The organism is Plantactinospora endophytica (assembly GCF_016862915.1).
Lineage (GTDB): Bacteria > Actinomycetota > Actinomycetes > Mycobacteriales > Micromonosporaceae > Plantactinospora > Plantactinospora endophytica.
The window spans coordinates 34,760-58,553 of the sequence record NZ_BONW01000041.1 but is presented as its reverse complement, the minus strand read 5'-3'; the positions used below and the strand labels follow the sequence as shown (position 1 = coordinate 58,553).

Genomic DNA, 23,794 nt, shown 5'->3' with positions numbered 1-23,794 from the left:
GTCGGCCGGGTCAACCGGGCAGCCGGCCGTCGGGGTCGAGGTCTGCGAGGAAGCTCACCCAGGCGGTCGGCGCGAACCGGAGTACGGGCCCGGCAGTGTTCTTCGAGTCACGTACGGCGACACCGGCGGCGAGCCGGGCCACCTCGACGCAGTTGCCGCCCTCGCCGCCAGAGCGACTGCTCTTTCGCCAGGTCAGCGTGCTTTCGTCCGGCCGCATAACGTCCGGCCCTCCCTCACGTCCAGAAGGCCGCCGTCTCCCTGAGCAGCCGCACCGATTCTTTCCGCGACAACGCTGCCGCAACCAGGTGGTCGAAGGCAAGCGCGAAGGAGGCGATCTGGGCCGGCTCGTCGATGTAGAGCGCGCCGGTCCGGTGTTCGGTGTAGACCAGCCCCGGATCGGTGGGTTCGGTGAAGCCGAGGATCGCGAACGGCCGGCCGAACGCGGTGTACGCCGGACTGCCGAACCGGACCAGCCGCAGCTCGACGTTGGAGCGCTCGGCCAGCAGGGCCAGGTGCCCGAGTTGGTCGCGCATGACGCTGTCGTCGCCGACCCGGCACCGCAGTACCGCCTCGCCGAGCACCACGCGCAGCCGCATCGGGTCGTGTTCGTACAGCCGCCGCTGCCGGGCCAGCCGGAGTTCGACCTGACGGGTCAGTTCCTCGGCCGGCGCGAGCGGCTGGGTGGCCCGGATCAGCGCGGCGGCGTACGCCTCGGTCTGCAACAGGCCGGGCACCAGATGCGTCTCCACGGTACGGATCTCGGTCGCCTCGGACTCCAACCCGACGTACACCTCGAACCAGTCCGGGATCGCGCCGCCGTAGGTGACCCACCAGCCGCGCTGGGTCGACTGTTTGGCCAGCGTCCCCAGCACCTCGCGGGTCCGCTCGTCGCCCACCCCGTAGATGTCGAGCAGGGCGAGGACGTCCCGGGTCCGGGTGGAGTGCTTGCCCGCCTCGATCCGGGAGATCTTGGCGTCCGAACACTTCATCCGCTGCGCCACCTGGAGGAGGGTGAGCTGCTCCCGTTCGCGTAGGCGGCGCAGCTCGATGCCGAGCCGGCGACGCCGGGCGGTCGGACTGATCGGCACGGAGCCCTCCCCCGGGACGCCTCTGGGTCGGTGGTGAACACGGCACCGCCCGTCGGCGCCGGTGCACTCCGACGCGAACGGAACTCACTGTCGTGCTGCCGGTCACCCTAGTGGTTGAGGTCCGTACGGCGGCCCGCAGGCACCCGTCGTACGCCCCCGGACACGGCAGCGGCCGGTGTCCCTGTCGGACACCGGCCGCTCATCGTGTTGCTCTCGGGTTTCCCGCCGCCGGGGCAGGAACCCGGGTCGTACGTCAGGCCGCCTGGAGCCCCTCCGCCCGGGCCAGCTCACGCAGCCGGCCCAGCGCCTGGATCTCCAACTGCCGGATCCGCTCCCGGGAGAGCGAGAAGCGGGAGGCGACCTCGGTCAGCGAGTGCTCCCGGCCGTCCTCCAGGCCGTACCGGGCCCGCATGATGCCGGCCGACCGGTCGTCGAGGTGGTTCAGCAGGCCCTCGATGCGCTGCCGCTCCAGGCCGGTGAGCACGATCTCCTCGGGCGACGGGGCGTCGCTGTCCGCGACCAGGTCGCCGAGGTTGGTGTCGCCGTCGTCGCCGACCGGAGTGTCCAGCGAGACGGTGTCCTGCGACCAGCGGACCAGCTCGTGCACCCGCTCCACCGGTACGCCCAGCGACGCGGCGATCTGCTCCGGCTCCGGGTCGGTACCCAGCTCACGGGTGAGCTGACGCGCCACGTTGCGCATCCGGTTGACGTCCTCGACCAGGTGCACGGGCAGCCGTACGGTCCGCTCCTGCTGTGCGATGGCCCGGCTGATCGCCTGCCGGATCCACCAGGTCGCGTACGTCGAGAACTTGTAGCCACGCTCGTAGTCGAACTTCTCGACCGCCCGGACCAGACCGGTGTTGCCCTCCTGGATCAGGTCCAGCATCGGCATCCCGGAGCGGACGTACCGGCGGGCGATGGAGACGACCAGCCGGAGGTTGGCCCGGATGAACAGGTCCTTGGCCCGCTCCCCCTCGACCACCAGCCGCTCCAGCTCGACGCGGCCGACACCCACGGGGAGCTTGTCCTCGTCGATCAGGTGTTCGGCGTAGAGGCCCGCCTCGATGGCCTTGGAGAGGTCGACCTCGGCGGCGGCGTCGAGCAGCGGTGTGCGGGAGATCTCGTGCAGGTACACGCCGACCAGGTCGCGCTCCTCGGCGACCTCGTCGGTCCGCATCACGATCTTCTTCTCCACGTTCCCCACGGTCCCCTCGTCGTTCCTCCCGGTGGCCCGGGTACCTGCCCCTGCCATCCCCACGTTCATCAGCCCTCCCCGTAACTTCCGCTGTGCCCCGCGGTGCTGACACCTACACAACAGTTGAGACGCGTTAGGGATTCCATCTGGTGAGTCGAAAGTGTCACGAATGCCTGAGTAGTTGCTGAAAGCACGATCGACGTTTGCTGTCAGTCGTCCCGATCGGGGTAGGTCGCAGCCGGCGACACCGCAGCTCCGGAGCCTGCGACGGCTGTGCACCGGCTATCGCACCATCGCCACACAACGACACACAGCGATCCAGGTCACCAGGTTGCTGCGATTCTCGTCACGCCTCGATATACGCACGGGGCGGCCGGTCGGTTCATCGCGCCGCCCAGAGGTTACCCCTCCGCCTGCCCAACAATCCGGAGCCCGGACATAGTCCCGCGCCGGTACGTCCGGTCGGCGACACCTTCCGGCACGGCGCCCGCCCGGCCCGGACGCCCGATCCTGGCCGGTACCGGACGGATCGGGCTCAGCCGGCGAGCAGGGCGATGGCGCCGCGTACCTGGTTGGCGGAGCGGTCCAGGGCGGCACGGGCGTCGGCGACGGCAGCGCCGGACAGCAACGCCACCAGGGCGGCCTTCAGGTCGCCGTCGGCCTCGGTCAGCGCGCGCTGTGCGACCTCCTCGGCGCATCCGGTCGCCTCGACCAGGATCGAGATCATCCGACCCCGCAGTTTCGCGTTGGTCGCGACCATATCGATCATGAGGTTCGAGAAGACCCGCCCGAGCTGGACCATCACCGCCGTGGAAAACCCGTTCAGCACCAGTTTCTGGGCGGTCGCGGCCTTCATCCGGGTCGAGCCGGTAACCACCTCCGGTCCGGTCTCCACCCCGATGAACACCGTCACCGAGCGGGCCGCCGCAGCGCCCGGATCGGCGCAGATCAGCACGGTGTCGGCGCCCGCGTCGGTGGCCGCCCGCAACGCCCCCAGCACGTACGGGGTACGCCCGCTGGCGGCCAGGCCGACCACCAGGTCACCGGCGCGTACGCACTCACGGGCCTCCTCGGCACCGCCCGTCTCGTCGTCCTCGGCGTCCTCGACGGCCCGCCACATCGCGTCCGGCCCACCGGCCAGATGGGCGCAGAACCAGCGGTCCGGGGCGTTGAACGTCGGTGCCAGTTCGGCCGCGTCGAGTACGCCCAGCCGGCCCGAGGTACCCGCGCCGAAGTAGTGCACCCGGCGACCGGCCCGCAGCGCCGTCACGGCCAGTTCGACCGCCACGGCGATCTCGTCCAGCACCTTCGAGACGGCGACCGGTACCCGCCGGTCGTCCTCGTTGATCACCTTCAGCACGTCCCGGACGGACATCAGGTCCAGGTCCCGGCTGCGCGCGTTGCGCAGCTCGGTCGGGGCGCTGACCCGGACCACGGGCCGGGGCTCCCGCGCCCGCCCGTCGCCGGTGGCCGGACGAGCGGCCTGCGCACCCGTGCCGTCCGGCCGGTGGTCCGGTTCACCCGGCGGGTACGACGACCCCGCGTCGGAATTCGGACGCGGGGTGCTGGCGGGTGGCGCACCGGGCTCGACCCGTCCGGTCGTCATGTCCGCCCCCCAGCACGTCGACCACCGTCGAGCCCGTCGCTCATGCCACCGCCCCGCGGTGGCCGGTGCCGGCGTCCGGCACCTCGGCGCCGAACCGCCCCATCCGTTGACTCATGCCCGCCTCCCCCTGACCCGGTGCGACTGCACCGCCTCGGCGGTGACCTCCAGTGCCTTCTTCGCCCTCGCCCGGTTCCGCGCCGCCACCCCGACGAAGAGGCAGTCGACCACCGTCAACTGGGCGAGCCGGCTGGCCATCGCACCGGACCGGTACGTCGTCTCCCGGGCCGCCGTGGTGAGCACGAAGTCCGCGACGTCGGTGATCGGCGAGCGCGGGAAGTTGGTCAGCGCGACGGTGGTCGCCCCTCGGGCCCGCGCCTGCTCCAGCACCTCGACGGCGTCCAGCGTGGTGCCGGTGTGCGAGATGCCGATCGCCACGTCACCCTTGCCGAGCAGGGCCGCCGAGGTCAGCGCGACGTGTACGTCCGGGAAGTAGAAGGCGGTCCGGCCGATCCGGTGCAGTTTCTGCTGGAAGTCGGAGGCGACGAAGCCACTCGCCGCGGCGCCGTAGATGTCGATCCGGCCGGCGCCGCTGATCGCCTCGACCACCTGCTCGCAGACCGCCGGGTCGAGCTGCTCCGCCGTCTCCTCGACCGCGCGGGCGTCGCTGAAGGCGATGGTGGCGATGATCTGTGCCAGGTCGGCGCCGGGTGGGATGTCACCGCCGACGACCCGGGCGTCCGGCGGCTCCACCCGGCGGGCCGCCTCGGCCGCGAGCCGGATCCGCAGTTGCGGGTAGCCGTCCATGCCCACGGAACGGCAGAACCGGATGACGGTGGCCTCGGAGGTCTCGGCCGCCGTCGCGAGATCGGTGATGGTGCGGCGAGCGGCGTCCGCGGGGTCGGCCACGACGAGTCTGGCGACCCGTTGCTCGGCAGGTGACAGCGACGGGAGCAGGCCGCTGATATGGACGATCAGCCCACCTGTCTCGTGACTCGCAGAAACCTTCGCAGTCTTCACCACGGATGAAACTTACTTTCACGGAGGCGGGAGCGTCAACCGTGACGCGCTACACCTGCGAAAGTACGCCCAACCAGTGGGAAATTGCGGCCGGTAAGGCCAGCCGAGCGTGCCATTCCCACCACACCTTCGTCTCGGCAGGGCCGCCGAGCCGCAGCACAGGACGGCGTCCGGGTGAATAGTCGTCCATCGATAGGCTACCGGAGCGGTCCCGGCGGTGGACCGGAGCACCGGACCGGAGAAGAAGTCCCGACCGCCCGACCCGGGAACCGGCGCCCGACAGCCGCCGATCCGCCTCCCACCGTACGACGGGGCGGCACCGGCCAACCGTACGGTACGGGGCCGGGTCGGGCTCCGGTGCCGGCCGCGCCGGGCGGGTCGGGTGTGGCCGATAGCGTGACACCCATGGCGGATCGCAGTGTGCTCATCACCGGTGGCGGAGGCGGTCTCGGCGGGGCGGTAAGCGCCGGCTTCGTCGCGGCGGGTTGGCGGGTGGTCGTACCCGTGCGCCCGGCCGGCGCGTCGGGACCGGCCGGCGCCTCCTCGACCGGGGCCGACGGGGTGCTGCGGGTGACGGCGGACCTGACCGATCCGGAGCAGGTCGCCGGCGCGGTCGAGGTGGCCGGCGGCGAGGCCGACGCGCCGTTGCGGGCCGTGGTCAACCTGGCCGGCGGGTACGCCTCCGGCGGTCTGGTGCACGAGACCCCGGTCGCCGACTTCGAACTCATGCTCGTCCGCAACCTCCGCCCGACCTTCCTGGTCACCCGGAGCGCGCTGCCGTATCTGGTGGAGGCCGGCGGCGGCTCGGTGGTCTGCGTCTCCTCCCGGGCGGCGCTCGCCCCGTTCCCCGGCGCGGCCGGCTACGTGACGGCGAAGGCGGCGGTGCTGGCCTTCGCCTCGGCGGTGGCCGTCGAATACCGTCAGTCGGGCGTCCGGTGCAACACGGTGGTGCCGAGCGTCATCGACACGCCGGCCAACCGGGCGGCCCAGCCCAACGCGGACCACTCCCGTTGGGTGGCGCCGACGGAGATCGCCGGGGTGATCCGCTTTCTGGCCAGTGACGAGTCGGCGCCGACGAGTGGCGCGACGATACCGGTGTACGGGCGGGCCTGAGCGGCGCCGGGCCGGCCGGCTCGACCGGATGCGGCGCAGCCCCGTGCGGCTCGGCCGAAAGCGGCGCGTTCGGGTGCGGCTCGGTCGCGTGCGGCTCGGCTGACCGGGTGGCCGGATCCGGTGTACCGAGCGGGTCGGTCGTGCCCAGCGAATCGGGTGTGGCCACCGGGTCTGGTGTTGTCAGCGGGTCGGGTGTGGCGAGCGGTTTCGCCGTGCCGAGCGGGTCGGGTGCGCCGAGCGGCTCCAGCCACTCTCGCATTCCGGCCAGGATCGCCCGGGTCACCTCGTCCGGCGACCGGTTGGCGTCGACCACCACGAACCCGCCGAACTCCGGCAGCGAGCGGTACGCCGCCGCTCCGGCGGCCAGGTAGGTGATGTTCTCGTGGTCGGTGCCCCGCGCCTCGATCCGCCGGTACGCCTCGCCCGGGTCCGTGGCGAGCAGGAAGGTGACGTCCGGCGGGGGGAAGATCCGGTACAGCAGCCGGGCCAGGGTCTCCCAGCGGCGCCCGCCACCGTGCGCCCGGATGCTGGCGTACTGGCAGACCGAGTAGCGGTCCATCACGGCGACCCGGGACCGGAGCCGGGAGCGGAGCAGCGCCCGCGCGATGGCCAGCCAGCGCAGGGCCGACTCGGCCAGCAGCATCCCGTTCCGGCCCAACAGTCGCTGGGCGTCCCGCCGGCCCAGTTTGCGGGCCAGCCGCCCGAACCAGCGCCGCCCACCGGCGTTCTGCCAGTACGTCGCCGGTAGCCCGGCCGCGCTCAGTCCGTCCGCCAAACGGTGTGCCTGGGTGGTCTTGCCCGAGCCGTCGATTCCGACCAGGGCAACGGACCGCAGCCGTCCCCCGTTCCGCCGCTCCTGCAGAGTTCGGGCCACGCTCAGCAACGGTACCCGGCCCGCGCAGCCCCCAGGCCCGACAACGGCGTGATCGGACGGCTTCGGGCCACGACCCGCCGTCCGTCCGGTCCGACCGGTTCCGGCGCCGGACGCCGACCGCCGTGTCCCGGGCCGGTCCGGGCGCTGCCCCGGCGCGGTGCAGGTGTGAAGGAACGAAGTGCCGGGTACCGGTAAATCTCCACCCCATTGACCAGATGTCAATACCCCACCGACACGGGAGACCCTGATGGATCACCGCGGCGACGAGACCCTCCTTGCCACCCTCAAGCGGGTCGCCGCCGTCCTCAAGCAGTCCGAGATCCCCTTCGCGCTGGGTGGCAGCTTCGCCGTGTACGCGCACGGCGGCCACTCCAGCGACCACGACGTCGACTTCCTCATCCGCGAGCAGGACACCGAGCGTGCCCTGGCGGCACTGGTCGAGGCCGGCTTCACCGCCGAGCGCCCCCCGGAGGACTGGCTGGTCAAGGTCTGGGACAACGACCGGTTGGTGGACCTGATCCACCGCCCGATCGAGACCCCGGTCACCGACGAGACCTTCCGGGACACGGTGGTACGACCGGTCGACGCCATCCACATGCCGGTGCTGTCGGCCACCCACCTGATGGTGCACAAGCTGCTGAGCTTCTCGCAGCACTACTGCGACTTCGCCCGTGGGCTGCCGCTCGCCCGCTCGCTGCGCGAGCAGATCGACTGGGACCGGGTACGCAAGGAGACGGCGCACTCCCCCTATGCCGAGGCATTCCTGGTGCTGTTGGACCGGCTGGACGTGGTGCCCTACTCGCCGGCCGGCGGGGAGCGGGACTACGCGACGGCCGGACGGGAGAAGGGACTGACCGCCATGGACGAGCGGAGCGAGGTGGCGACATGACCCAGCGCGGCGCGGGCGGCGGCGAGCCGCCCGACGACTATCTGGAGGCGGCGATCCAGCGCCTGCTCACCGAACGGACCGAGATCGCCGAGCAGGGCATCACGGTGTCCCGCCGGGACCACTCCGTGGTGCTCTGCGGCGAGGTGGAAAGCGCGCAGCGCCGGGAGGAGATCCTCCGGCTGGTGCTGGAGCACTTCCCCGAGGTGCCGGTGATGGTCGACATCGGACTGATCCGTACCCAGGCGCCGACCGAGGTGGAGGAACTGCGGTGAGGGAGGCGACGACATGGTGATCCGGATCGCGGCCGTCGGCGACGTACACCTGGACAAGGACGTGGTCGGGCGGTTCCGGCCGGCCCTGGAACAGTTGCCGGACAGCGCCGACGTGCTGCTGCTGGCCGGCGACCTGACCCGGCACGGCACCGAGTCCGAGGCCCGCTGCGTGGCGACCGAGTTCGGCAACCTCGGCGTACCGGTGGTCGCCGTGCTCGGCAACCACGACCACCACTGCGACGAGGTACCGGCGGTGATCCGGACCCTGGAGGACGCCGGCATCCTGGTGCTGGAGGGCACCAACGTGGTGCTGGACTGTGCCGGGGTGCGGCTCGGCATCGCCGGGGCGAAGGGCTTCGGCGGCGGTTTCGCCGGCCGGTGCGCCAGCGAGTTCGGCGAGCCGGAGATGAAGGCGTTCGTCCGGACCACCAGCGCCATCGCCGACCAACTCGGCGAGGCGCTGCGGGAGATGGACTGCGACGTACGGGTGGCGCTGACCCACTACGCCCCGGTACCCGACACGCTGGCCGGGGAGCCGCCGGAGATCTATCCGTTCCTCGGCTCGTACCTGCTCGGTCAGGCCATCGACTCGGCACCGACCGAGCTGGCCCTGCACGGGCACGCGCACGCCGGCACCGAGCGGGGCACCACCCCGGGCGGGGTACGCGTCCGCAACGTCGCGCACCCGGTGATCAAGCAGGCGTACAGCGTGTTCCACCTGCACCCGCCGTACGCCGGGGCCACCGCCGGGAAGGTTTCCGCGATCAGCGCCCGGGGTAGTTCCTGAGCCATGGAATTCTTGCTCTGGATCCTCGCGGTTGTACTGGTGGTCGCCGGTGTGTTGGCACTGTTCCGGCGGCAGCTCCTCTGGGGCATCGTGCTGATCGTGGTCGGACTTCTGGTGGGTCCGTTCGGCGTCAGCATCTTCAGTAGTTGACCTCCGATCGACGCTGGTGCCGCGCGGGCCCCGCACGACTGACAGCCACCCTTCCCGACTGAACGACCCCACTACCCCCACAGGCGAGCCGGGGTCGCCGCGCCCGGGTCTCCGTCTCCCCCTGGACGACCCGGGTCCGGCGACCCCGGCTGTTCGTCTGTCCGGACTACCGCCGGCCGCCGGTCAGCAGCGCGGTACGCCGGGGATGAAGCCGTCGTACCCGGTGAGGACGTAGGCGTCGGAGATGAAGCGTCCGGTGCCGATCCGGTCCCAGATGTTGCTGGTGCCGTAGGTGCCGGTCACCGTCGTACCGGTGGTCTGGCAGCCGATGGTGACGCTGGCGCCGTCGGCGACGGTGCCGACCGAGGCGTACCCGGTGCCGGGGCCGGACCGGACGGTCAGCGGGCTGCCGGCGGTGTTCACCGTGCCGGAGCCGGTGCTGCCGCCGGAGCAGCCGTTGTCGCTGGTGTAGGTGCGGGTGCCCCAGTAGAGCGCGAGTGCGCCGTTGAACCGCACCTGGATGTCGGAGCCGTTGAGCCGCTGCTCGTAGTGCAGGTGCGGGCCGGTGGAGCCGCCGGTGGTGCCGACGTACCCGATCACGGTGCCGTGGGCGACGGTCCGGCCGACGGCCGTGTTGAAACTGTTCAGGTGCGCGTAGTACGTCGTGTACCCGCCGCCGTGATTGATCCGCACATACTTGCCGTAGCTGGTGTTGCCGAGGTCGGTGACGACGTCGACGGTGCCGGGCGCGCTGGCCACCACCGGGTCACCCTGGTCGTCGGTCCGGTTGAAGTCGACGGCGTTCGCCGGGCTGTGGTTGGTCCGGGTCTGCCCGGACCAGGACTGGCCACACGGGAAGGGCACCTTGAAGGTGGGTGCGGCGGCGGCCGGCGAGGCCGGCACCAGCACCGCGGCGGCCAGCACCAGACCGGCGCCGACCGAGGCGAACAGGCGGAAGCGCACGAGAAACCTCCTATGGAGAAAGTTTTCCATGTATGGATTGATCGTGGCAGAAAACTTCAGTCAGCGGAAGGGCGGCGCCGGGCGCGGGCGGGGTCCGGCGGTGGAGCCGATCCGGTATACCTGGACGACATGGCCTCGCCGACGTACCTGAGAAGCATGCCGCTGCACGCCGTGACCGAGGTGTACGGCGAAGCCGGCCTGCGGGACCGGTTCGGGCTGGAGACGGAGCGCTTCGCGGCGGCGGACCGGGCCCGGCTGGCGGCGGCGCTCGACCTGGCCGGCACGCTGCACCGCGACGACCGGCGGGTACGCGAGCCCTACCTCAACCACCTGCTCCGGGTGGCCATCCGGATCATCTGCTACTACTCGGTCACCGACGTCGACGTTCTCGTGGCGGCACTGCTGCACGACGCGGTGGAGGACCATCCGGCGGAACTGGCCGGGCTGCCCGCCGGTACGTCCGGGACGGCGGCCACCGAGGCGGCACTGGCCGAGGTGGCCCGGCGGTTCAACCCCCGGGTCGCCCGGCTGATCGCGGCGGTCACCAACCCGGAGTACGACCCCGACCGCGACCGGGACGAGCAGTACCGGGCGCACCTGGCGGAGAGTCTGGACCGGGAACCGTGGGCCCGGGTCATCAAGGTCTCCGACTTCACCGACAACGGTGTCGGGGTCATCCACACCACCGGCGACAAGGTGCAGCGCTCGGCGCGGAAGTACCGGCCGCTGGTGCCGCTCTTCCGGGACCTGGTCACCCGGCCGGACACCCCACTCGGCGACGACGCGCGCACGCACATCCTCGGCCAGATAGACCTGGCCGAGCAGCGGTTCGCGGCGATCCTCGACGATCCGGCCGAGGCACCGGCCGCCCCCAGCGCCGAGTAGTCGGGTTTCGTCCTGTCGTCGCCGCGGCAATTGCCAGGTTTCCGAATCGTTACGGCCTCGTGGCTCACCGGGTCTGGACGACCTTGGTTGCAAGCGCTTACATGTGGTGACGCCCACAGGCCGGCGCGGAAGCCAACAGGCAACCGGCACGCCGGCACACGAAAGGAGGACGGCATGGCGGTCCAGTCCAGACCACGCCAGGCCCTCGCGATAGCCGGTGTGTTGGCCCTGGCACTCGGCGCCACCGCCTGCTCCGGCGACAGTGAGAGCGGGCTCGACCCGGACTCCGCCGAGTGCGCCCCGTACTCGGCCTTCCAGGGGCACGACGGCGAGAGCGTGTCCATCTACGCGTCGATCCGGGACGCCGAGGCCGACCTGCTCCGGCAGTCCTGGAAGCAGTTCGAGGACTGCACCGGCATCGAGATCGACTACGACGGCAGCGGCGAGTTCGAGGCCCAGCTCCAGGTCCAGGTGGACGGCGGCAACCCGCCCGACCTGGCCTTCATTCCGCAGCCCGGGCTGCTCGCCCGGTTCGCCCAGGCCAACAAGCTCAAGCCGATGACGGCCGAGCAGAAGACCCTGGCGGACACCAACTACCCGGCCGACTGGCTGAAGTACGCCACCGTCGGCGGCCAGCTCTACGGCACCCCGCTCGGCGCCAACGTGAAGTCCTTCGTCTGGTACTCGCCGAAGGCGTTCGCCGAGAAGGGCTACCAGGTGCCCACCACCTGGCAGCAGATGATCGAGATCAGCGACAAGATCGTGGCGGAGAACAAGAAGCCGTGGTGCGTCGGTCTGGAGTCGGGTGAGGCCACCGGTTGGCCGGCCACCGACTGGATCGAGGACCTGATGCTGCGTACCCAGCCGGCGGAGGTCTACGACCAGTGGACCACCCACGGCATCCCGTTCAACGACCCCCGGGTGTCGGAGGCGGTCGACCGGGTCGGCTCGATCATCAAGAACCCCAAGTACGTCAACGGCGGCTACGGTGACGTCAAGAGCCTGACCACCACCCCGTTCCAGGAGGGCGGCCTGCCGATCCTCCAGGGCCAGTGCGCGATGCACCGGCAGGCGAACTTCTACGCCAACTACCTGCCCGAGGGCACCAAGATCGGCCCGGACGGCGACATCTACGCCTTCTACTTCCCGGCCATCGACCCGGCCAAGGGCAAGCCGGTGCTGGGCGGCGGCGAGTTCACCGTGGCCTTCACCGACGGCCCGGCCGTGCAGGCGGTCCGGCAATACCTGATGACCGGCGAGTACGCCAACTCGCGGGCGAAGCTCGGCAACTGGATCACGCCGAACAACAAGCTCGACGTGAGCAACGTGACGCAGGCCGTGGACAAGCTCTCCATGGAGGTCCTGCTCGACAAGAGCGCGGTCTTCCGGTTCGACGGCTCCGACCTGATGCCCGCCGCCGTCGGTTCGGGCACCCTCTGGAAGGGCATGGTCGACTGGGTCAACGGCAAGGACACCAAGAGCACCCTCGACTTCGTCGAAGGCTCCTGGCCCAAGTAACACCCCTGACGGTCCGGCCCGCACCGCTGTGGGCCGGACCGTCGGTCTTTCGTTCACTTCCGGCGTTGGAGGCGCTGAATGGACTTCGCCGACGAGGCACCGAAGCTGCTCATGCTGCTGTACGGCCTGATCGCCTTCGCGGTCGTGGTCGGCGGTCTGCTCGTGCTGCTCGACGTCGTACCCAACTGGTTCGCCCGGCGCCGCGAGGCGGCGCTGGTCGCGGCGGCCCCGGTCGACGCTCCGGCGGCGGCCGGCCCCCGGCCGCGCCGCCGCTCGGTGGCCAACCGCCCCGAGGGCGCGCTCGCGCTCTTCTTCCTGCTGCCCACCCTGCTGCTGCTGGCGATCGGCCTGGTCGTCCCGGCCGTCCGCACCACGGTGCTGTCCTTCATGGACGGTAACAGCGACAACTGGGTCGGGCTGGCCAACTACAGGTGGATGTTCGCCCAGGACGAGATCCTCGGCATCCTCACCAACACCCTGATCTGGGTGGTCCTGGTGCCGCTGGTGGCCACCGCGATCGGGCTGGTCTACGCGGTCCTGGTCGACCGGGCCCGGTTCGAGGCGGTGGCCAAGGCGCTGATCTTCATGCCGATGGCCATCTCCTTCGTCGGCGCCAGCATCATCTGGAAGTTCGTCTACGCCTACCGCTCCGGCGAGTACGACCAGATCGGCCTGCTCAACCAGGTCTGGGTGATGGTCGGCGGCGAGCCGCAGCAGTGGCTCAACAACGCGCCGCTGAACACCCTGCTGCTGATCGTGATCATGATCTGGATCCAGGCCGGCTTCGCGATGGTGGTGCTCTCCGCCGCGATCAAGGCGATCCCGGGCGACGTCGTCGAGGCGGCCCGGCTGGACGGGGTGAACCCCTGGCAGATGTTCTGGCAGATCACCATGCCGAGCATCCGGCCGGCCCTGATCGTCGTGGTGGTCACCGTCTCGATCGCCACGCTCAAGGTCTTCGACATCGTCCGGACCACCACCAACGGCAACTTCGACACCGGTGTGATCGCCAACGAGATGTACAACCAGGCGTTCCGGTTCGGGCAGACCGGCCAGGGGTCGGCACTGGCCGTCTTCCTCTTCGTCCTGGTCATCCCGATCGTGATCTACCAGGTCCGCAACCTGCGCAAGCAGCGGGAGGTATGAGATGACCACCACGACCCCGCCCGCGCTGACCGGTACGCAGGACGTCGCGACGCCGGTCACCCGGGCCGCCCGGGTACGCCGCCGGCTCAACAACCCGTTCGCGACCGGCGCCTCGATCCTGATCGCGGTGCTCTGGACGATCCCCACCTTCGGCCTCTTCGTCTCCTCGTTCCGCCCCGAGGACGAGATCAAGACCACCGGTTGGTGGACGGCGTTCAGCAGTCCCCAGTTCACCCTGGACAACTACCAGGAGGTGCTGTTCGGCCGCTCGGCGTCGTCCGGGCAGCTCGCCGGGTACTTCATCAACTCGCTGGTGATCACGATCCCGTCGGTACTCTTCCCGCTGGCCTTCGCGGCACTGGCCGCGTACGCGCTGGCGTGGATCAACTTCAAGGGTCGGGACTGGATCTACATCGCCGTCTTCGCGTTGCAGATCGTGCCGTTGCAGATGGCGCTGGTACCGCTGCTCAGCTTCTTCTCCGAGGGAGTCAGCCTGGGCGGGATCGAGCTGATGCCGGCCTGGAACCTCGACGACCAGGAGAAGTTCGTCCAGGTCTGGTTCGCACACACCTGCTTCGCCCTGCCGGTCGCCGTCTTCCTGCTGCACAACTTCATCTCGCAGCTACCGAAGGACCTGATGGAGGCGGCCCGGGTGGACGGCGCCACCCACCCGAAGATCTTCCGCTCCATCGTGCTGCCGCTGATCGTGCCGGCGCTGGCCGCGTTCGGCATCTTCCAGTTCCTCTGGGTCTGGAACGACCTGCTGGTGGCGCTGATCTTCGCCGGTGGCAGCAGCGAGGTGGCTCCGCTGACCGTACGCCTCGCCGAGCTGGCCGGTACCCGGGCCAACGAGTGGCAGCGGCTCACCTCCGGGGCGTTCATCTCGATCGTCGTACCGCTGATCGTGTTCCTGTCCCTCCAGCGCTTCTTCGTGCGTGGCCTGCTCGCCGGCGGTGTCAAGGGCTGACCGGGCGTCGAGGGTCGACCGGCTGCCGGACGACGGCGGAACACGTCCGGCAGCCGGGACCCGAGCCGGGCAGCCACGACCGGCGGTACGGCCGGATCAGGATGAGGTCGTGACCACAATCGACGACGTGGCCCGGCTGGCGGGCGTCTCCACCGCCACCGTCTCCCGGGCGCTGCGCGGGTTGCCGACGGTCTCCGAGACGACCCGGACCCGGGTACTGCTCGCCGCCGAACAACTCGACTACACCGCGTCGCCCAGCGCCTCCCGACTGGCCGGCGGCAAGACCGGCAACGTCGCCGTGATCGTCCCCCGGATCACCCCCTGGTTCGTCGGCGCCGTCGTGGAGGCGGCCGAGGAGATCCTCCAGACCGCCGGGTACGACCTGCTGCTCTACAACATCGGCGGTCGCGAGCACGCCCGGACCCGCCTGCTGCACAAGGCCAGCCTGCCCAAACGGGTCGACGCGGTGATGCTGGTGGCGACGCCGGTCCGGGCCGACGACCTGGCCACCATCGCCAGCCTGGCGCTGCCCGGGGTCACGGTCAGCTCCGGCCTGGTGGTGCCGGGCTGGCCGAGCATCCGGATCGACGACCGGGCGGCCGGCCGGACCGCAGCCGAACACCTGCTCAGTCTCGGCCACCGGCGGATCGCCTGCGTCTGGGGCGATCTGACCGGCGAGTTCGCGGACCCGGCCCACGCCGAACGGCGGCACGGCTACCAGGAGGCACTGCGGGCGGCCGGGATCAGCCCCGATCCCCGGCTCGGGATCGAGACCCGGGCGGACGCCGAGGGAGGCCGGTCGGCGACCGAGCGGCTGATCGCCCGGGGCGAACTGCCCACCGCGATCTTCGCGAGCTGTGACGAGGTGGCGATGGGCGTGGTCAACGGGCTGCGGCTGGCCGGAATCCGGGTACCCCAGCAGGTCAGCGTGATCGGCATCGACGACCACGACCTGGCCGTGGCGTTCGGGCTGACCACCGTCGCCCAGCCCGCCGCCGAGCAGGGCCGACTCGCCGCCGGTACGCTGCTGGGTCCGTTGGCCGGTCGGGCCCGTACCGAGGCGGAGCTGGCGCCGACGATCCTGCCCACCCGGCTCGTCGTACGTGATTCGACCGGGCCGGCCAGGGAAGACTGAAGCTGATCCGACCGGGCCGGGCCGACGGTGACCCGATCCGCCCGGAGCAGACTGGAGGCGGATCGGCCGAGCCGTACGCCGGGCCGCCGCCGAGTCGCGACCGATGGGAGAGCACCCTGAACAGCACCGAGACGACGACCACCGCCGCCGGGACGAGCGCCGAGCCGACCGGTACCGGGCCGGCCGAGCGCGGCCCGTGGTGGCGGCACGCGGTCATCTACCAGATCTACCCCCGCTCGTTCGCCGACTCCGACGGTGACGGCGTCGGTGACCTGCCCGGCATCACCGCCCGGCTCGACCACCTCGTGGAGCTGGGCGTGGACGCGGTCTGGCTGTCGCCGTTCTATCCGTCGCCGCAGGCGGACGCCGGCTACGACGTGGCCGACTACCGCGACGTGGACCGGCTCTTCGGCACGCTGGCGGATCTCGACCGGCTGATCGCCGAGGCCCGGGCCCGGGGCCTGCGGTTCATCGTCGACCTGGTGCCCAACCACACCTCGGCGGCGCACCACTGGTTCACCGCCGCGTTGGCCGCCGGACCTGGCTCGGCGGAGCGGCAGCGCTACGTCTTCCGGGACGGCCGCGGCCCCGGCGGCACCGAGCCGCCGAACGACTGGCAGAGCGTCTTCGGCGGTCCGGCCTGGACCCGGGTCACCGAACCGGACGGCACCGCCGGGCAGTGGTACCTGCACCTGTTCGACCGGGGCCAGCCGGACCTGAACTGGGACCTGCCCGAGGTCCGCGCCGAGTTCCTCGACATCCTGCGGTACTGGCTCGACCGGGGTGTGGACGGTTTCCGGGTCGACGTGGCGAACGGGCTGGTCAAGCAGGCCGACCTGGCCGACTGGCATCCGCCGGTGGAACCGGTCACCGGCGAGGGCACCGAGATGCCCCGCCCGCCGATGTGGGACCAGGACGGCGTACACGCGATCTACCAGGACTGGCGGCGGGTGCTGGACGAGTACCCCGGCGAGCGGATCCTGGTCGCCGAGGCGTGGGTACAGTCCGCCGAGCGGCTGGCCGCGTACGTCCGGCCGGACGAGATGCACCAGGCGTTCAACTTCGAATACCTGGAGGCGGCTTGGACGGCCCCGATCCAGTACGCGGTGATCACCCGTTCGCTGGCCGCCAACGAGACGGTCGGTGCCCCCACCACCTGGGTGCTGTCCAACCACGACGTGCTGCGGCACGCCAGCCGGCTCGGGCTGCCGGTCGGCACGCCCCGGCCCCGGGGCATCGGCGTCGACGACCCGCAGCCGGACCCGGTGCTCGGGCTGCGCCGGGCCCGGGCCGCCACCCTGCTGATGCTCGCGCTGCCCGGCTCGGCCTACCTCTACCAGGGTGAGGAACTGGGTCTGCCGGAACACACCACGCTGCCGGACGAGGCCCGGCAGGACCCGACCTGGGAGCGGAGTGGACACACCCAACGCGGCCGGGACGGCTGCCGGGTGCCGATCCCGTGGGAGGCGGACGCCCCGTCGTACGGGTTCGGGCCGGGGGACGCGAGCTGGTTGCCCCAGCCCGCGCTCTGGGCCGAGTACGCCCTGGACCGGCAGCGCGGGGTGGCCGGCTCGACGTACGAGCTGTACCGGACCAGCCTGCGGCTGCGCCGCGAACTCGGCCTCGGCACCGGCACGGTGTACTGGCTGACCAGCCCGGACGACGTCCTCCACTTCCGCAACGGCGGCGTCCGGGTGCTGACCAACCTCGGAGCCGACCCGGTCGAGTTGCCGGCCGGTGCCGAACTGCTGCACGCCAGCGGGCCGCTCGACGGCGACGGCCGGGTCCCGACCGACGTCACGGTCTGGCTCCGGGCCGCCGAGGAGGCCGGTACGGAATAGGAGCCACCGCAGCCGGTACGACCGGTGGTTCAGTCGGACGGGCCGGTCGGGCGGGGCGCCCCGGCCGGCCCGGTGCCGTCCGGGGTCACCTGCTCGGCCCGTACGGTGAGCAGCTCGTGCACCCGGCGGATGTCCCGGGGCGCGGTGCGGGAGGCGAGCCAGTACATGATCCCGGTGGGTATGAAGAAAAGCTGGAACGCGGCGAGCCCGACGGCGAAGTTCAGCGGTGGCGGGAAGGCCGAGCGCAGCGCGGCGGCGGCGACCCCGATCAGCCCGTTGCCGGCCGCCCGGCCCACCCCGTTGACCAGGTTGCCGAGGCTGTAGACCGTACCCCGGTGTTCGGGCGGGTTGACGTCGGCGATCAGCGCGAACCAGTTCGGCGAGTTCGCCGAGGTGAGGCCGAGCGCGAGCAGCGCGGCGAGCAGGCTGAACCCGACCGTCGGCTCGGTCAGGACGCTGCCGAGTACGGCGGCGGCCACCGTGCCGGCGCCGGCACCGTCCGGCACCTCGATCCGGATCGGCACGAAGAACAGCACCGCGTAGAACGGCACCGCCGCCAGCACGCCGATCGCCGCGACCATCGCCCGACCCCGGGGGGTACGCCGTTGCACGGCGTCGCCGACCAGCCCGCCGACGATGGAGAGCACCCCGCCGAGCTGGAAGAGTACGGCGAAGATGCTGCCCACCACGGTGGCGGTGGCCGACGAGTACCCCTGGGCCTCGGCCCGTTCCCGGAACAGTGCCGGCAGCCAGACCAGCGAGCCGAAGGCCACCTGGGCGGTGAGCCCCTGGAGGACCAGCCACCGGTTCGTCCGGCGGTGCAGGATCTCCGGCAGGTCGGCCCGGCTGATCCGGTAGTCGTAGTCCCCGCCGACGGCCAGCGCGTCGGCCAGCTCCGGTTCGCTCTGGCCGCGCCGGATGTCGTAGGTGAGCAGGTAGGCCACGGTCGCCACCAGGCCGGCGACGCTGAGCAGCAGGAACGGTCGACGCCAGTCCTGTGCGCCGAGCACGCCGCCGACCAGGGTGCCGGCCAGGGTGCCGATGCCCTGGGAGAGTCCCCAGAAACTCAGCACGACGCCCCGGCGGCGCGGGCTGACCAGGTCGGTGACCACGGAGAAGCCGACCGACCCCACCGCGCCGAGCCCGATCGCGGCCAGCAGTTGCGCGCCGAAGAACGTCAGGTAGGTCGGGGCGACCGCGCTGCCGGCGGTGCCGGCGGCCCAGAGCAGCGTGCCGATCATGAGCAGCGGCTTGCGGTTCGTCCGGTCCCCGACGTAGGCCCAGCCGACCGCAGCGATGGCGCTGACCAGGAAACTCGTCGCGGTCACCGCGCCGACCGCGCCGGTACCGACGCCCAGCGCCGGAGCGATCGAGCCGTAGAGCGGCGGCACCAGCCCGATCGCGACGTTGTCCAGCGAGGCGAGCACCACGAAGACCGCGACGCTGTAGAACCGGTGGACCGGCCCCCCGCCCCGGGCGACCCGCTGGCGACCGATGGTCATGTCCGGCACCTAACCAGGATCCGGTAACGGCGAGGTGACGGTGCCGGCGGGGCGGCGTACCGGATGTTTACCGATTGGTACGGCATTCCGGATGGCCGGTGAATGCGGGATCGTAGTGTTTTCGCGACCGTCCGTAATGGCGGGATGCCGGGGGGCGGTTCGTCGAGACCGGTTCGGATTCCTGGAGGAGCGGTGGAGTCGACGAGGATCAACGTGCAGCGGACGACGGACTCCGACGGGGCGCCGGCCCCGAAACCGGACCAGCCCGACCAGGACCGGTCCGAAGCGGCCCAGGACCAGTCCACGGCGGCCCAGGACCCGTCGAGAACGGCGTTGCCCGAGCTGGCCGACGCGGACTGGATGCACCACGGGGCCGCGTTCGCGGAGACCAGCTTCTGGACGGTCGCCCGGCGGCTGCCGTCGATCATCCGGCAGGCGGTACTGCTGGCCTGGCGGGTGAGCCGGGTCGACACGCTGGCCGCGATCGGCCTGAACATCGTCGCCGGCATCATGATCACTTTTGGCCTGCTGGCGACCAGCACCGTACTGCGGGAACTCTTCGCCTCCGGGCCGACCCCGGACCGGGTCCGCTCGGCCGCGCCGGGACTGGTGGTGGCGGCGCTGGCGGTGATCGCCAAGGGTGGACTGAGCATCGCCGCCGGCTGGGCCCAGGCCCGACTGGCCCCGCAGATCAACTACCGGGTGGAGCTGCGGCTCTTCGAGGCGACCACCGCGGTCGACCTGGCCGCGTTCGACGACGCCGGCTTCGCCGAGGAGATGGACCGGGCCCGGGACCGGGGCATGACCGAGGCGGCGTCGATCGTCGACGACACCGTCAACCTGATCACCGGCGTGGTCGGGGTGGCCGCCACCGCCGCCGCCGTCACGGTGATCCAACCCCTGTTACTGCCCTGCCTGCTGGTCGCGGCGGTGCCGTCGGCGGTGACGGCGGTCCGGATCGCCCGCCGGGAGTACGTCGCACTGCTGGCCCGGATCACCCGGCGACGCCGGATGTGGATGCTCGCCCATCTGATGGCGAACCGGCACACGGCGGTCGAGGTGCGGACGTACCAGATGCGGGGGTTCCTGCTCGGCGAGTACCGCCGGGTGATGACCATGGAGACGGCGGCACAGCTCCGGCTGGTCCGCTCGCAGACCTCGACCCGGGTGGGTGGCGGTTCGCTGGCCGGGCTGGCCACCTTCGCGGTCTACGGCGTACTCGGCTGGCTGCTGCTGGCCGGCGTGGTGCCGCTGGCGGCGGCGGCCACCGCACTGCTGGCGCTCCAGGCCGCCCGGACCAGCCTGGGCAACACCATCCACGCCACCAACTCGCTCTACGAGGACGCGCTCTACTACCGGGACTTCCTGACCTTCCTGGACCGGGCCGACGCGCGTACCCGGGGCGCGGGCGGCGGCACCGTCTCCGGATTCGAGGAGATCGAGGTCGACGACGTCAGCCTGCACTACCCGGACACCGACCGGCCGGCGGTGGACCGGGTCAGCCTGACCGTACGCCGGGGCGAGGTGATCGCCCTGGTCGGCGAGAACGGCTCTGGCAAGACGACCCTGGCCAAGCTGCTGGCCGGGCTCTACCAGCCGACCGGCGGGACGATCCGCTGGGACGGGGTGGACATCGGCACCCTCGATCCGACGAGCGTCGGCGGCCAGGTGGCGGTACTCAGCCAGGACTGGTGGAAGTTCCCGTTCACCGCCCGGCAGAACATCACCGTCGGCCGGTACGACCGGCCCGAGGACGCCGGACCGTCCGTGGTGGACGCCGCGACGGCGGCCTCGGCGCACGAGATGGTCACCGGGCTGCCGCGCGGCTACGACACGCTGCTCGACCGCGGTTTCCGGGACGGCCACGACCTCTCCGGCGGCCAGTGGCAGCGGCTGGTCGCGGCCCGAGGGCTCTACCGGGAGGGCCGGCTGCTGATCTGCGACGAGCCGTCCGCCGCGCTCGACGCGCGGGCCGAGCACGCGCTCTTCCAGCAGTTCCGCCGGCATCCCGACCGGACCGTCGTGCTGATCACCCACCGGCTGGCCAACGTGCGGCACGCCGACCGGATCTACGTGATGCGGGACGGCCGGCTGATCGAGCAGGGCGACCACGAGCGGCTGGTCGCGGCCGACGGTCTCTACCGGGAACTCTTCGACCTCCAGGCCAGCGGGTACGCGGAGTCCGGCGGGTATCCGGGTCCCACTGGGTACCCGGACTGACGCCGCCGGCCCGACCGCGCTCCGTCCCCGACCACCGGCCGGCTGGACGGTTACCGGGGCGGGTAGACGTCCCGGCGCTCCTCGACCCGGCGGTACTCCGTCGGCTCGGTGGTGGTGACCTCGCGGTACTCGGTCGGTTCCGTCCGGGTCACCACGGCCCGGCGCCGGTTGCCCCAGATCACCGTGGTCATGATCAGACCGAGTACGCCCGCCGCCATCAGGATCCAACCGACGACGTCCAGGTCCAGGCCGCCGACGCTGAGGTTCAGCGCGAAGGTGAGGATGGCGCCGAGCGCGATCAGGAAGATGCTGGTGCCGATACCCATGACATGCCTCCTTGCAGGGGTGTGGGCTGTCAGGGTCCTGCTACCCAATCGCCGGGACGCCGAATCGTCGTAGCCGGCTCACCTGCCGAAACGCCGCTATTGTCCACTCCCGGCCCGTGGCGAACAGGCTCAGCGAGCGATCCAGGTCACACCCCGGGCCACTCCGAAGGGCAGAACAGTGGCCTCGGGGTGCTTCCCCGTCGGCGCCGACCCGGGTGATGCGCGGGAGGTGGGAGCCGGTGCCGACGATCCGGGGATGCCGGACCGGCGCTAACGGCGCCGGGGCACCCAGTAGATGATCTGCCCGACGATCAGCGCGGGATGCCGGTCGGGCAGTGCCTCCAGGGCGCGGGCGAGGTGCGCGGCGAGATACATCATCAGCCCCACCCGATCGCCGTCGAAGCCGATCAGCAGTGCCAGGCGGGCCGGCGCGCACGGCCAGTCGTGTTCGCATTCGCAGCAGGCGTAGGTGTCGGTGGGGAGGTGCTGCCCGGCCGCCTGGCGCTCCCGCACCCGCCTTCGGGCGACGTGTCGTTCCCATCGTGCCCATGGCCCGATCACGGGGTCTACACCCGCTCGGCGTGCCGGGCTCGGTGCTGCTGGGCCGGAGTCAAGCCGCCCGCCCGACCGTTGGCCAGGTACGCCCGGGTCGGCCCGTTCCACCCGTCGTACCGGCGTGCGTTGCGGGAGTCGGGATAGTCGATCCACGGGCGTTGCGGCTGTTCCGGCTGCGGGGGCGGCGACGCGTCCTCGTGCCCGGCCCGTGCTTTCCGCGCGGTCCTGGCGTCGACCGTGGCAGTCCGGACCGCCCGGCGGAACTCGACACCCGTCAGTGGGGGCATGCTCGGCGCGTACGGCATCGGCACCCGCCGGGCCGAGTCGGGGCAGATCCATCGGTGTCCACACCAGCAATACCGCCACAGGCGCCACCAGACCCGACGATGGCGAAGTCTGCTCCCTCGTACCCGTCTCATTCCTTTGTCCTCCCGTTCCGGTAAACAACAGGAAAGGGGGCGGCGCCCGTGTCCCCTACGAGCAACCGCCCCCCGTTGACGGAAAGCGACCCACCGTCGGGGCGGATCTTGCGGGCCACGCCCCCGGCATGTGAAGCGGGCCGCGGAAATTGCTCCTCCGTCTGCCCTCCACCCTGGACGGCGACGTAGCGATATCGGAAGATGAATGCGATGGCTGCCTGATGGTGGCGCCATATCTGCCGACCACCCGGGGTGATAATCGTGAATGACCACCCGCCATCGCTGCCGGCTCGCATTCGAGAGCTGCGTACGCAGCGGAAACTGTCTCAGGACAGGCTGGCCGCCGCGATCGGCGTGTCGAAGTCCTCGGTGCAGAACTTCGAGTCAGGAAAACTCATACCGCAGGAAGGTACGGCGCAGCGCCTTGACGAGGTGTTCGGCACCGGCAACGAAATTCAAGGACGGGCAAAGACGGCACACGAAGACCTACGCCCGTGGCTACGTCCGTGGGCCGAGCACGAGCGCCGCGCGTTGTTGCTGCGGGCCTGGGAACCGCTGTTGATCCCGTGCCCGCTACAGCGTGAGCCGTACATGCGAGAGATGTTTGCGGGAGTCCCGGCGAACGCGGGGAGGGTGGAGGATCTCGTCGCGAACCGGACAGCCCGGCAGGCAGCCATTATGGATCAACATCCGCCGGTGACGATTTCCTGCATCATCACCGAATTCGCGCTCCGGCGAGGTCCACGCGGGGTCATGAAAGATCAGCTCGGATACCTGGCCGACATCGGCGAGAGCCCATCCGTCACGGTGCGCGTGCTCCCGGATGCCGTCGGAGGACTGCACGCTGGCCTGGGTGGTCCGATCTCACTCGCAACCCTGAGAGACGGCAGGCGGGTCTCATACCTTGATGATCAGCTACAGGGCAAGGTGGTGACCTCGGCGCGGGATGTGGGCGAGTTGGAGCTATCCTGGGAGTCGATCAACGGCTTGGCAATGGCGGCAGACCTGAGCAGAGACCTGATTCTGGAGCTACTCAATGACCACAAGTGACGCCCCGGCCTGGCGGAAGTCCACGCGTTCCGGCGGCAATTCAAACTGTGTCGAGGTGGCCGACAACCTTCCGGGCCGGGTGCTGGTGCGGGACACCAAGGACCGGGACGGCGGCACGCTGACCTTCGGCCCGGCCGCCTGGCGGGCGTTCGTCAGCCTGGCGAAGACGCACGCCTGACACCGAGGTACCGACGAACAGCCCCCGGCCCGGCAAAACCCGGGTCGGGGGCTTCGTCATCTCAGGTCAGATCCCGTCTGGCACCAGTCCAAACGCCC

23 protein-coding genes and 2 pseudogenes are annotated in these 23,794 nt (G+C 71.0%); 14 read left to right on the top strand and 11 right to left on the bottom strand.

The genetic code is table 11. The features are described 5' to 3' along the window. Positions 1 to 10 precede the first annotated feature (10 nt). The 5 genes from Pen02_RS33730 to Pen02_RS33710 all read right to left on the bottom strand — a co-directional run bounded on the left by Pen02_RS33730 (position 11) and on the right by Pen02_RS33710 (position 4,909). Positions 11 to 217 (bottom strand): DUF397 domain-containing protein, encoded by a 207-nt coding sequence (locus tag Pen02_RS33730; protein WP_203870229.1) that lies wholly within the window; start codon positions 215 to 217, stop codon positions 11 to 13. 16 nt (positions 218 to 233) lie between these two features. Continuing rightward, positions 234 to 1,088 carry a helix-turn-helix domain-containing protein gene (locus tag Pen02_RS33725; protein ID WP_203870228.1) on the bottom strand — a complete coding sequence of 285 codons (855 nt, stop codon included), beginning with the start codon at positions 1,086 to 1,088 and terminating at the stop codon, positions 234 to 236. A gap of 253 nt (positions 1,089 to 1,341) precedes the next feature. Then, positions 1,342 to 2,340: a sigma-70 family RNA polymerase sigma factor gene (locus tag Pen02_RS33720; protein WP_372445726.1), complete on the bottom strand. Its 999-nt coding sequence runs from the start codon at positions 2,338 to 2,340 to the stop codon at positions 1,342 to 1,344. A 478-nt stretch (positions 2,341 to 2,818) separates the two neighbouring features. Next, positions 2,819 to 3,889 carry an N-acetylmuramic acid 6-phosphate etherase gene (locus Pen02_RS33715; RefSeq protein WP_203870226.1) on the bottom strand — a complete coding sequence of 357 codons (1,071 nt, stop codon included), beginning with the start codon at positions 3,887 to 3,889 and terminating at the stop codon, positions 2,819 to 2,821. Positions 3,890 to 4,000: 111 nt separating this feature from the next. Then, positions 4,001 to 4,909 carry a MurR/RpiR family transcriptional regulator gene (locus Pen02_RS33710; protein ID WP_203870225.1) on the bottom strand — a complete coding sequence of 303 codons (909 nt, stop codon included), beginning with the start codon at positions 4,907 to 4,909 and terminating at the stop codon, positions 4,001 to 4,003. Between the two features lie 402 nt (positions 4,910 to 5,311). On the opposite strand from Pen02_RS33710, the gene Pen02_RS33705 reads away from it, so the two are divergent. Then, the gene (locus tag Pen02_RS33705) at positions 5,312 to 6,019 is read left to right on the top strand and encodes an SDR family NAD(P)-dependent oxidoreductase (RefSeq protein WP_203870224.1); all 708 of its coding nucleotides are present in this window, start codon (positions 5,312 to 5,314) and stop codon (positions 6,017 to 6,019) included. 211 nt (positions 6,020 to 6,230) lie between these two features. Here Pen02_RS33705 and Pen02_RS33700 read toward each other — a convergent pair. Continuing rightward, positions 6,231 to 6,893 (bottom strand): annotated as a pseudogene (locus tag Pen02_RS33700) (dTMP kinase); the annotation flags it as partial. A gap of 247 nt (positions 6,894 to 7,140) precedes the next feature. On the opposite strand from Pen02_RS33700, the pseudogene Pen02_RS33695 reads away from it, so the two are divergent. The 4 genes and pseudogenes from Pen02_RS33695 to Pen02_RS33680 all read left to right on the top strand — a co-directional run. Next, a pseudogene (locus Pen02_RS33695) lies at positions 7,141 to 7,695 on the top strand (nucleotidyltransferase family protein); the annotation flags it as partial. An 83-nt stretch (positions 7,696 to 7,778) separates the two neighbouring features. Further along, entirely contained in the window at positions 7,779 to 8,054 is a 276-nt protein-coding gene (locus Pen02_RS33690) for a hypothetical protein (protein ID WP_203870222.1), read from the top strand. 13 nt (positions 8,055 to 8,067) lie between these two features. Next, positions 8,068 to 8,841 (top strand): metallophosphoesterase family protein, encoded by a 774-nt coding sequence (locus Pen02_RS33685; RefSeq protein ID WP_203870221.1) that lies wholly within the window; start codon positions 8,068 to 8,070, stop codon positions 8,839 to 8,841. Between the two features lie 3 nt (positions 8,842 to 8,844). Next, on the top strand, positions 8,845 to 8,991 hold the full coding sequence (locus Pen02_RS33680; protein WP_203870220.1) for a GPGG-motif small membrane protein: 147 nt from the start codon (positions 8,845 to 8,847) through the stop codon (positions 8,989 to 8,991). 183 nt (positions 8,992 to 9,174) lie between these two features. On the opposite strand, the gene Pen02_RS33675 is transcribed toward Pen02_RS33680, so the two are convergent. After that, positions 9,175 to 9,954: a M23 family metallopeptidase gene (locus tag Pen02_RS33675; protein WP_239141733.1), complete on the bottom strand. Its 780-nt coding sequence runs from the start codon at positions 9,952 to 9,954 to the stop codon at positions 9,175 to 9,177. A 129-nt stretch (positions 9,955 to 10,083) separates the two neighbouring features. Here Pen02_RS33675 and Pen02_RS33670 point away from each other — a divergent pair, with 129 nt between their 5' ends. The 6 genes from Pen02_RS33670 (at position 10,084) to Pen02_RS33645 (ending at position 17,446) form a co-directional block, all read left to right on the top strand. After that, entirely contained in the window at positions 10,084 to 10,839 is a 756-nt protein-coding gene (locus Pen02_RS33670; protein ID WP_203870218.1) for an HD domain-containing protein, read from the top strand. A gap of 174 nt (positions 10,840 to 11,013) precedes the next feature. Beyond that, the gene (locus Pen02_RS33665) at positions 11,014 to 12,357 is read left to right on the top strand and encodes an ABC transporter substrate-binding protein (protein ID WP_203870217.1); all 1,344 of its coding nucleotides are present in this window, start codon (positions 11,014 to 11,016) and stop codon (positions 12,355 to 12,357) included. A 78-nt stretch (positions 12,358 to 12,435) separates the two neighbouring features. Beyond that, positions 12,436 to 13,503: a carbohydrate ABC transporter permease gene (locus Pen02_RS33660; RefSeq protein WP_203870216.1), complete on the top strand. Its 1,068-nt coding sequence runs from the start codon at positions 12,436 to 12,438 to the stop codon at positions 13,501 to 13,503. A 1-nt stretch (position 13,504) separates the two neighbouring features. Next, positions 13,505 to 14,470 carry a carbohydrate ABC transporter permease gene (locus Pen02_RS33655; protein ID WP_203870215.1) on the top strand — a complete coding sequence of 322 codons (966 nt, stop codon included), beginning with the start codon at positions 13,505 to 13,507 and terminating at the stop codon, positions 14,468 to 14,470. 109 nt (positions 14,471 to 14,579) lie between these two features. Next, the gene (locus Pen02_RS33650; protein WP_203870214.1) at positions 14,580 to 15,605 is read left to right on the top strand and encodes a LacI family DNA-binding transcriptional regulator; all 1,026 of its coding nucleotides are present in this window, start codon (positions 14,580 to 14,582) and stop codon (positions 15,603 to 15,605) included. A gap of 215 nt (positions 15,606 to 15,820) precedes the next feature. Continuing rightward, positions 15,821 to 17,446 carry a glycoside hydrolase family 13 protein gene (locus tag Pen02_RS33645; protein ID WP_203870458.1) on the top strand — a complete coding sequence of 542 codons (1,626 nt, stop codon included), beginning with the start codon at positions 15,821 to 15,823 and terminating at the stop codon, positions 17,444 to 17,446. A 29-nt stretch (positions 17,447 to 17,475) separates the two neighbouring features. On the opposite strand, the gene Pen02_RS33640 is transcribed toward Pen02_RS33645, so the two are convergent. Beyond that, the gene (locus Pen02_RS33640; protein ID WP_203870213.1) at positions 17,476 to 18,948 is read right to left on the bottom strand and encodes an MFS transporter; all 1,473 of its coding nucleotides are present in this window, start codon (positions 18,946 to 18,948) and stop codon (positions 17,476 to 17,478) included. 192 nt (positions 18,949 to 19,140) lie between these two features. Here Pen02_RS33640 and Pen02_RS33635 point away from each other — a divergent pair, with 192 nt between their 5' ends. Next, the gene (locus tag Pen02_RS33635; protein WP_307837754.1) at positions 19,141 to 21,168 is read left to right on the top strand and encodes an ABC transporter ATP-binding protein; all 2,028 of its coding nucleotides are present in this window, start codon (positions 19,141 to 19,143) and stop codon (positions 21,166 to 21,168) included. Between the two features lie 50 nt (positions 21,169 to 21,218). Here Pen02_RS33635 and Pen02_RS33630 read toward each other — a convergent pair whose 3' ends face one another. The 3 genes from Pen02_RS33630 to Pen02_RS33620 form a co-directional block, all read right to left on the bottom strand. Further along, a complete protein-coding gene (locus Pen02_RS33630) occupies positions 21,219 to 21,494 on the bottom strand; it encodes a DUF6458 family protein (protein WP_203870212.1) in 276 nt (91 codons plus the stop codon). 270 nt (positions 21,495 to 21,764) lie between these two features. Further along, a complete protein-coding gene (locus Pen02_RS33625; RefSeq protein WP_203870211.1) occupies positions 21,765 to 22,007 on the bottom strand; it encodes a flavin reductase in 243 nt (80 codons plus the stop codon). Between the two features lie 53 nt (positions 22,008 to 22,060). Further along, positions 22,061 to 22,336: a hypothetical protein gene (locus Pen02_RS33620; RefSeq protein ID WP_203870210.1), complete on the bottom strand. Its 276-nt coding sequence runs from the start codon at positions 22,334 to 22,336 to the stop codon at positions 22,061 to 22,063. Positions 22,337 to 22,729: 393 nt separating this feature from the next. Here Pen02_RS33620 and Pen02_RS33615 point away from each other — a divergent pair, with 393 nt between their 5' ends. Further along, complete coding sequence (locus Pen02_RS33615; protein ID WP_203870209.1) at positions 22,730 to 23,518, top strand: helix-turn-helix domain-containing protein; 789 nt, start codon at positions 22,730 to 22,732, stop codon at positions 23,516 to 23,518. Further along, the gene (locus tag Pen02_RS33610; protein ID WP_203870208.1) at positions 23,505 to 23,696 is read left to right on the top strand and encodes a DUF397 domain-containing protein; all 192 of its coding nucleotides are present in this window, start codon (positions 23,505 to 23,507) and stop codon (positions 23,694 to 23,696) included. Before Pen02_RS33615 ends, Pen02_RS33610 begins: the two co-directional genes overlap by 14 nt. Positions 23,697 to 23,794 lie beyond the last annotated feature (98 nt).

Coding starts and splice junctions, on each gene's coding strand:
- Pen02_RS33620 (WP_203870210.1), bottom strand. CDS start 22,336: ATGCCCCCACTGACGGGTGTCGAGTTCCGCCGGGCGGTCCGGACTGCC.
- Pen02_RS33630 (WP_203870212.1), bottom strand. CDS start 21,494: ATGGGTATCGGCACCAGCATCTTCCTGATCGCGCTCGGCGCCATCCTC.
- Pen02_RS33730 (WP_203870229.1), bottom strand. CDS start 217: ATGCGGCCGGACGAAAGCACGCTGACCTGGCGAAAGAGCAGTCGCTCT.
- Pen02_RS33670 (WP_203870218.1), top strand. CDS start 10,084: ATGGCCTCGCCGACGTACCTGAGAAGCATGCCGCTGCACGCCGTGACC.
- Pen02_RS33720 (WP_372445726.1), bottom strand. CDS start 2,340: ATGGCAGGGGCAGGTACCCGGGCCACCGGGAGGAACGACGAGGGGACC.
- Pen02_RS33610 (WP_203870208.1), top strand. CDS start 23,505: ATGACCACAAGTGACGCCCCGGCCTGGCGGAAGTCCACGCGTTCCGGC.
- Pen02_RS33690 (WP_203870222.1), top strand. CDS start 7,779: ATGACCCAGCGCGGCGCGGGCGGCGGCGAGCCGCCCGACGACTATCTG.
- Pen02_RS33640 (WP_203870213.1), bottom strand. CDS start 18,948: ATGACCATCGGTCGCCAGCGGGTCGCCCGGGGCGGGGGGCCGGTCCAC.
- Pen02_RS33685 (WP_203870221.1), top strand. CDS start 8,068: ATGGTGATCCGGATCGCGGCCGTCGGCGACGTACACCTGGACAAGGAC.
- Pen02_RS33715 (WP_203870226.1), bottom strand. CDS start 3,889: ATGACGACCGGACGGGTCGAGCCCGGTGCGCCACCCGCCAGCACCCCG.
- Pen02_RS33660 (WP_203870216.1), top strand. CDS start 12,436: ATGGACTTCGCCGACGAGGCACCGAAGCTGCTCATGCTGCTGTACGGC.
- Pen02_RS33665 (WP_203870217.1), top strand. CDS start 11,014: ATGGCGGTCCAGTCCAGACCACGCCAGGCCCTCGCGATAGCCGGTGTG.
- Pen02_RS33705 (WP_203870224.1), top strand. CDS start 5,312: ATGGCGGATCGCAGTGTGCTCATCACCGGTGGCGGAGGCGGTCTCGGC.
- Pen02_RS33655 (WP_203870215.1), top strand. CDS start 13,505: ATGACCACCACGACCCCGCCCGCGCTGACCGGTACGCAGGACGTCGCG.
- Pen02_RS33680 (WP_203870220.1), top strand. CDS start 8,845: ATGGAATTCTTGCTCTGGATCCTCGCGGTTGTACTGGTGGTCGCCGGT.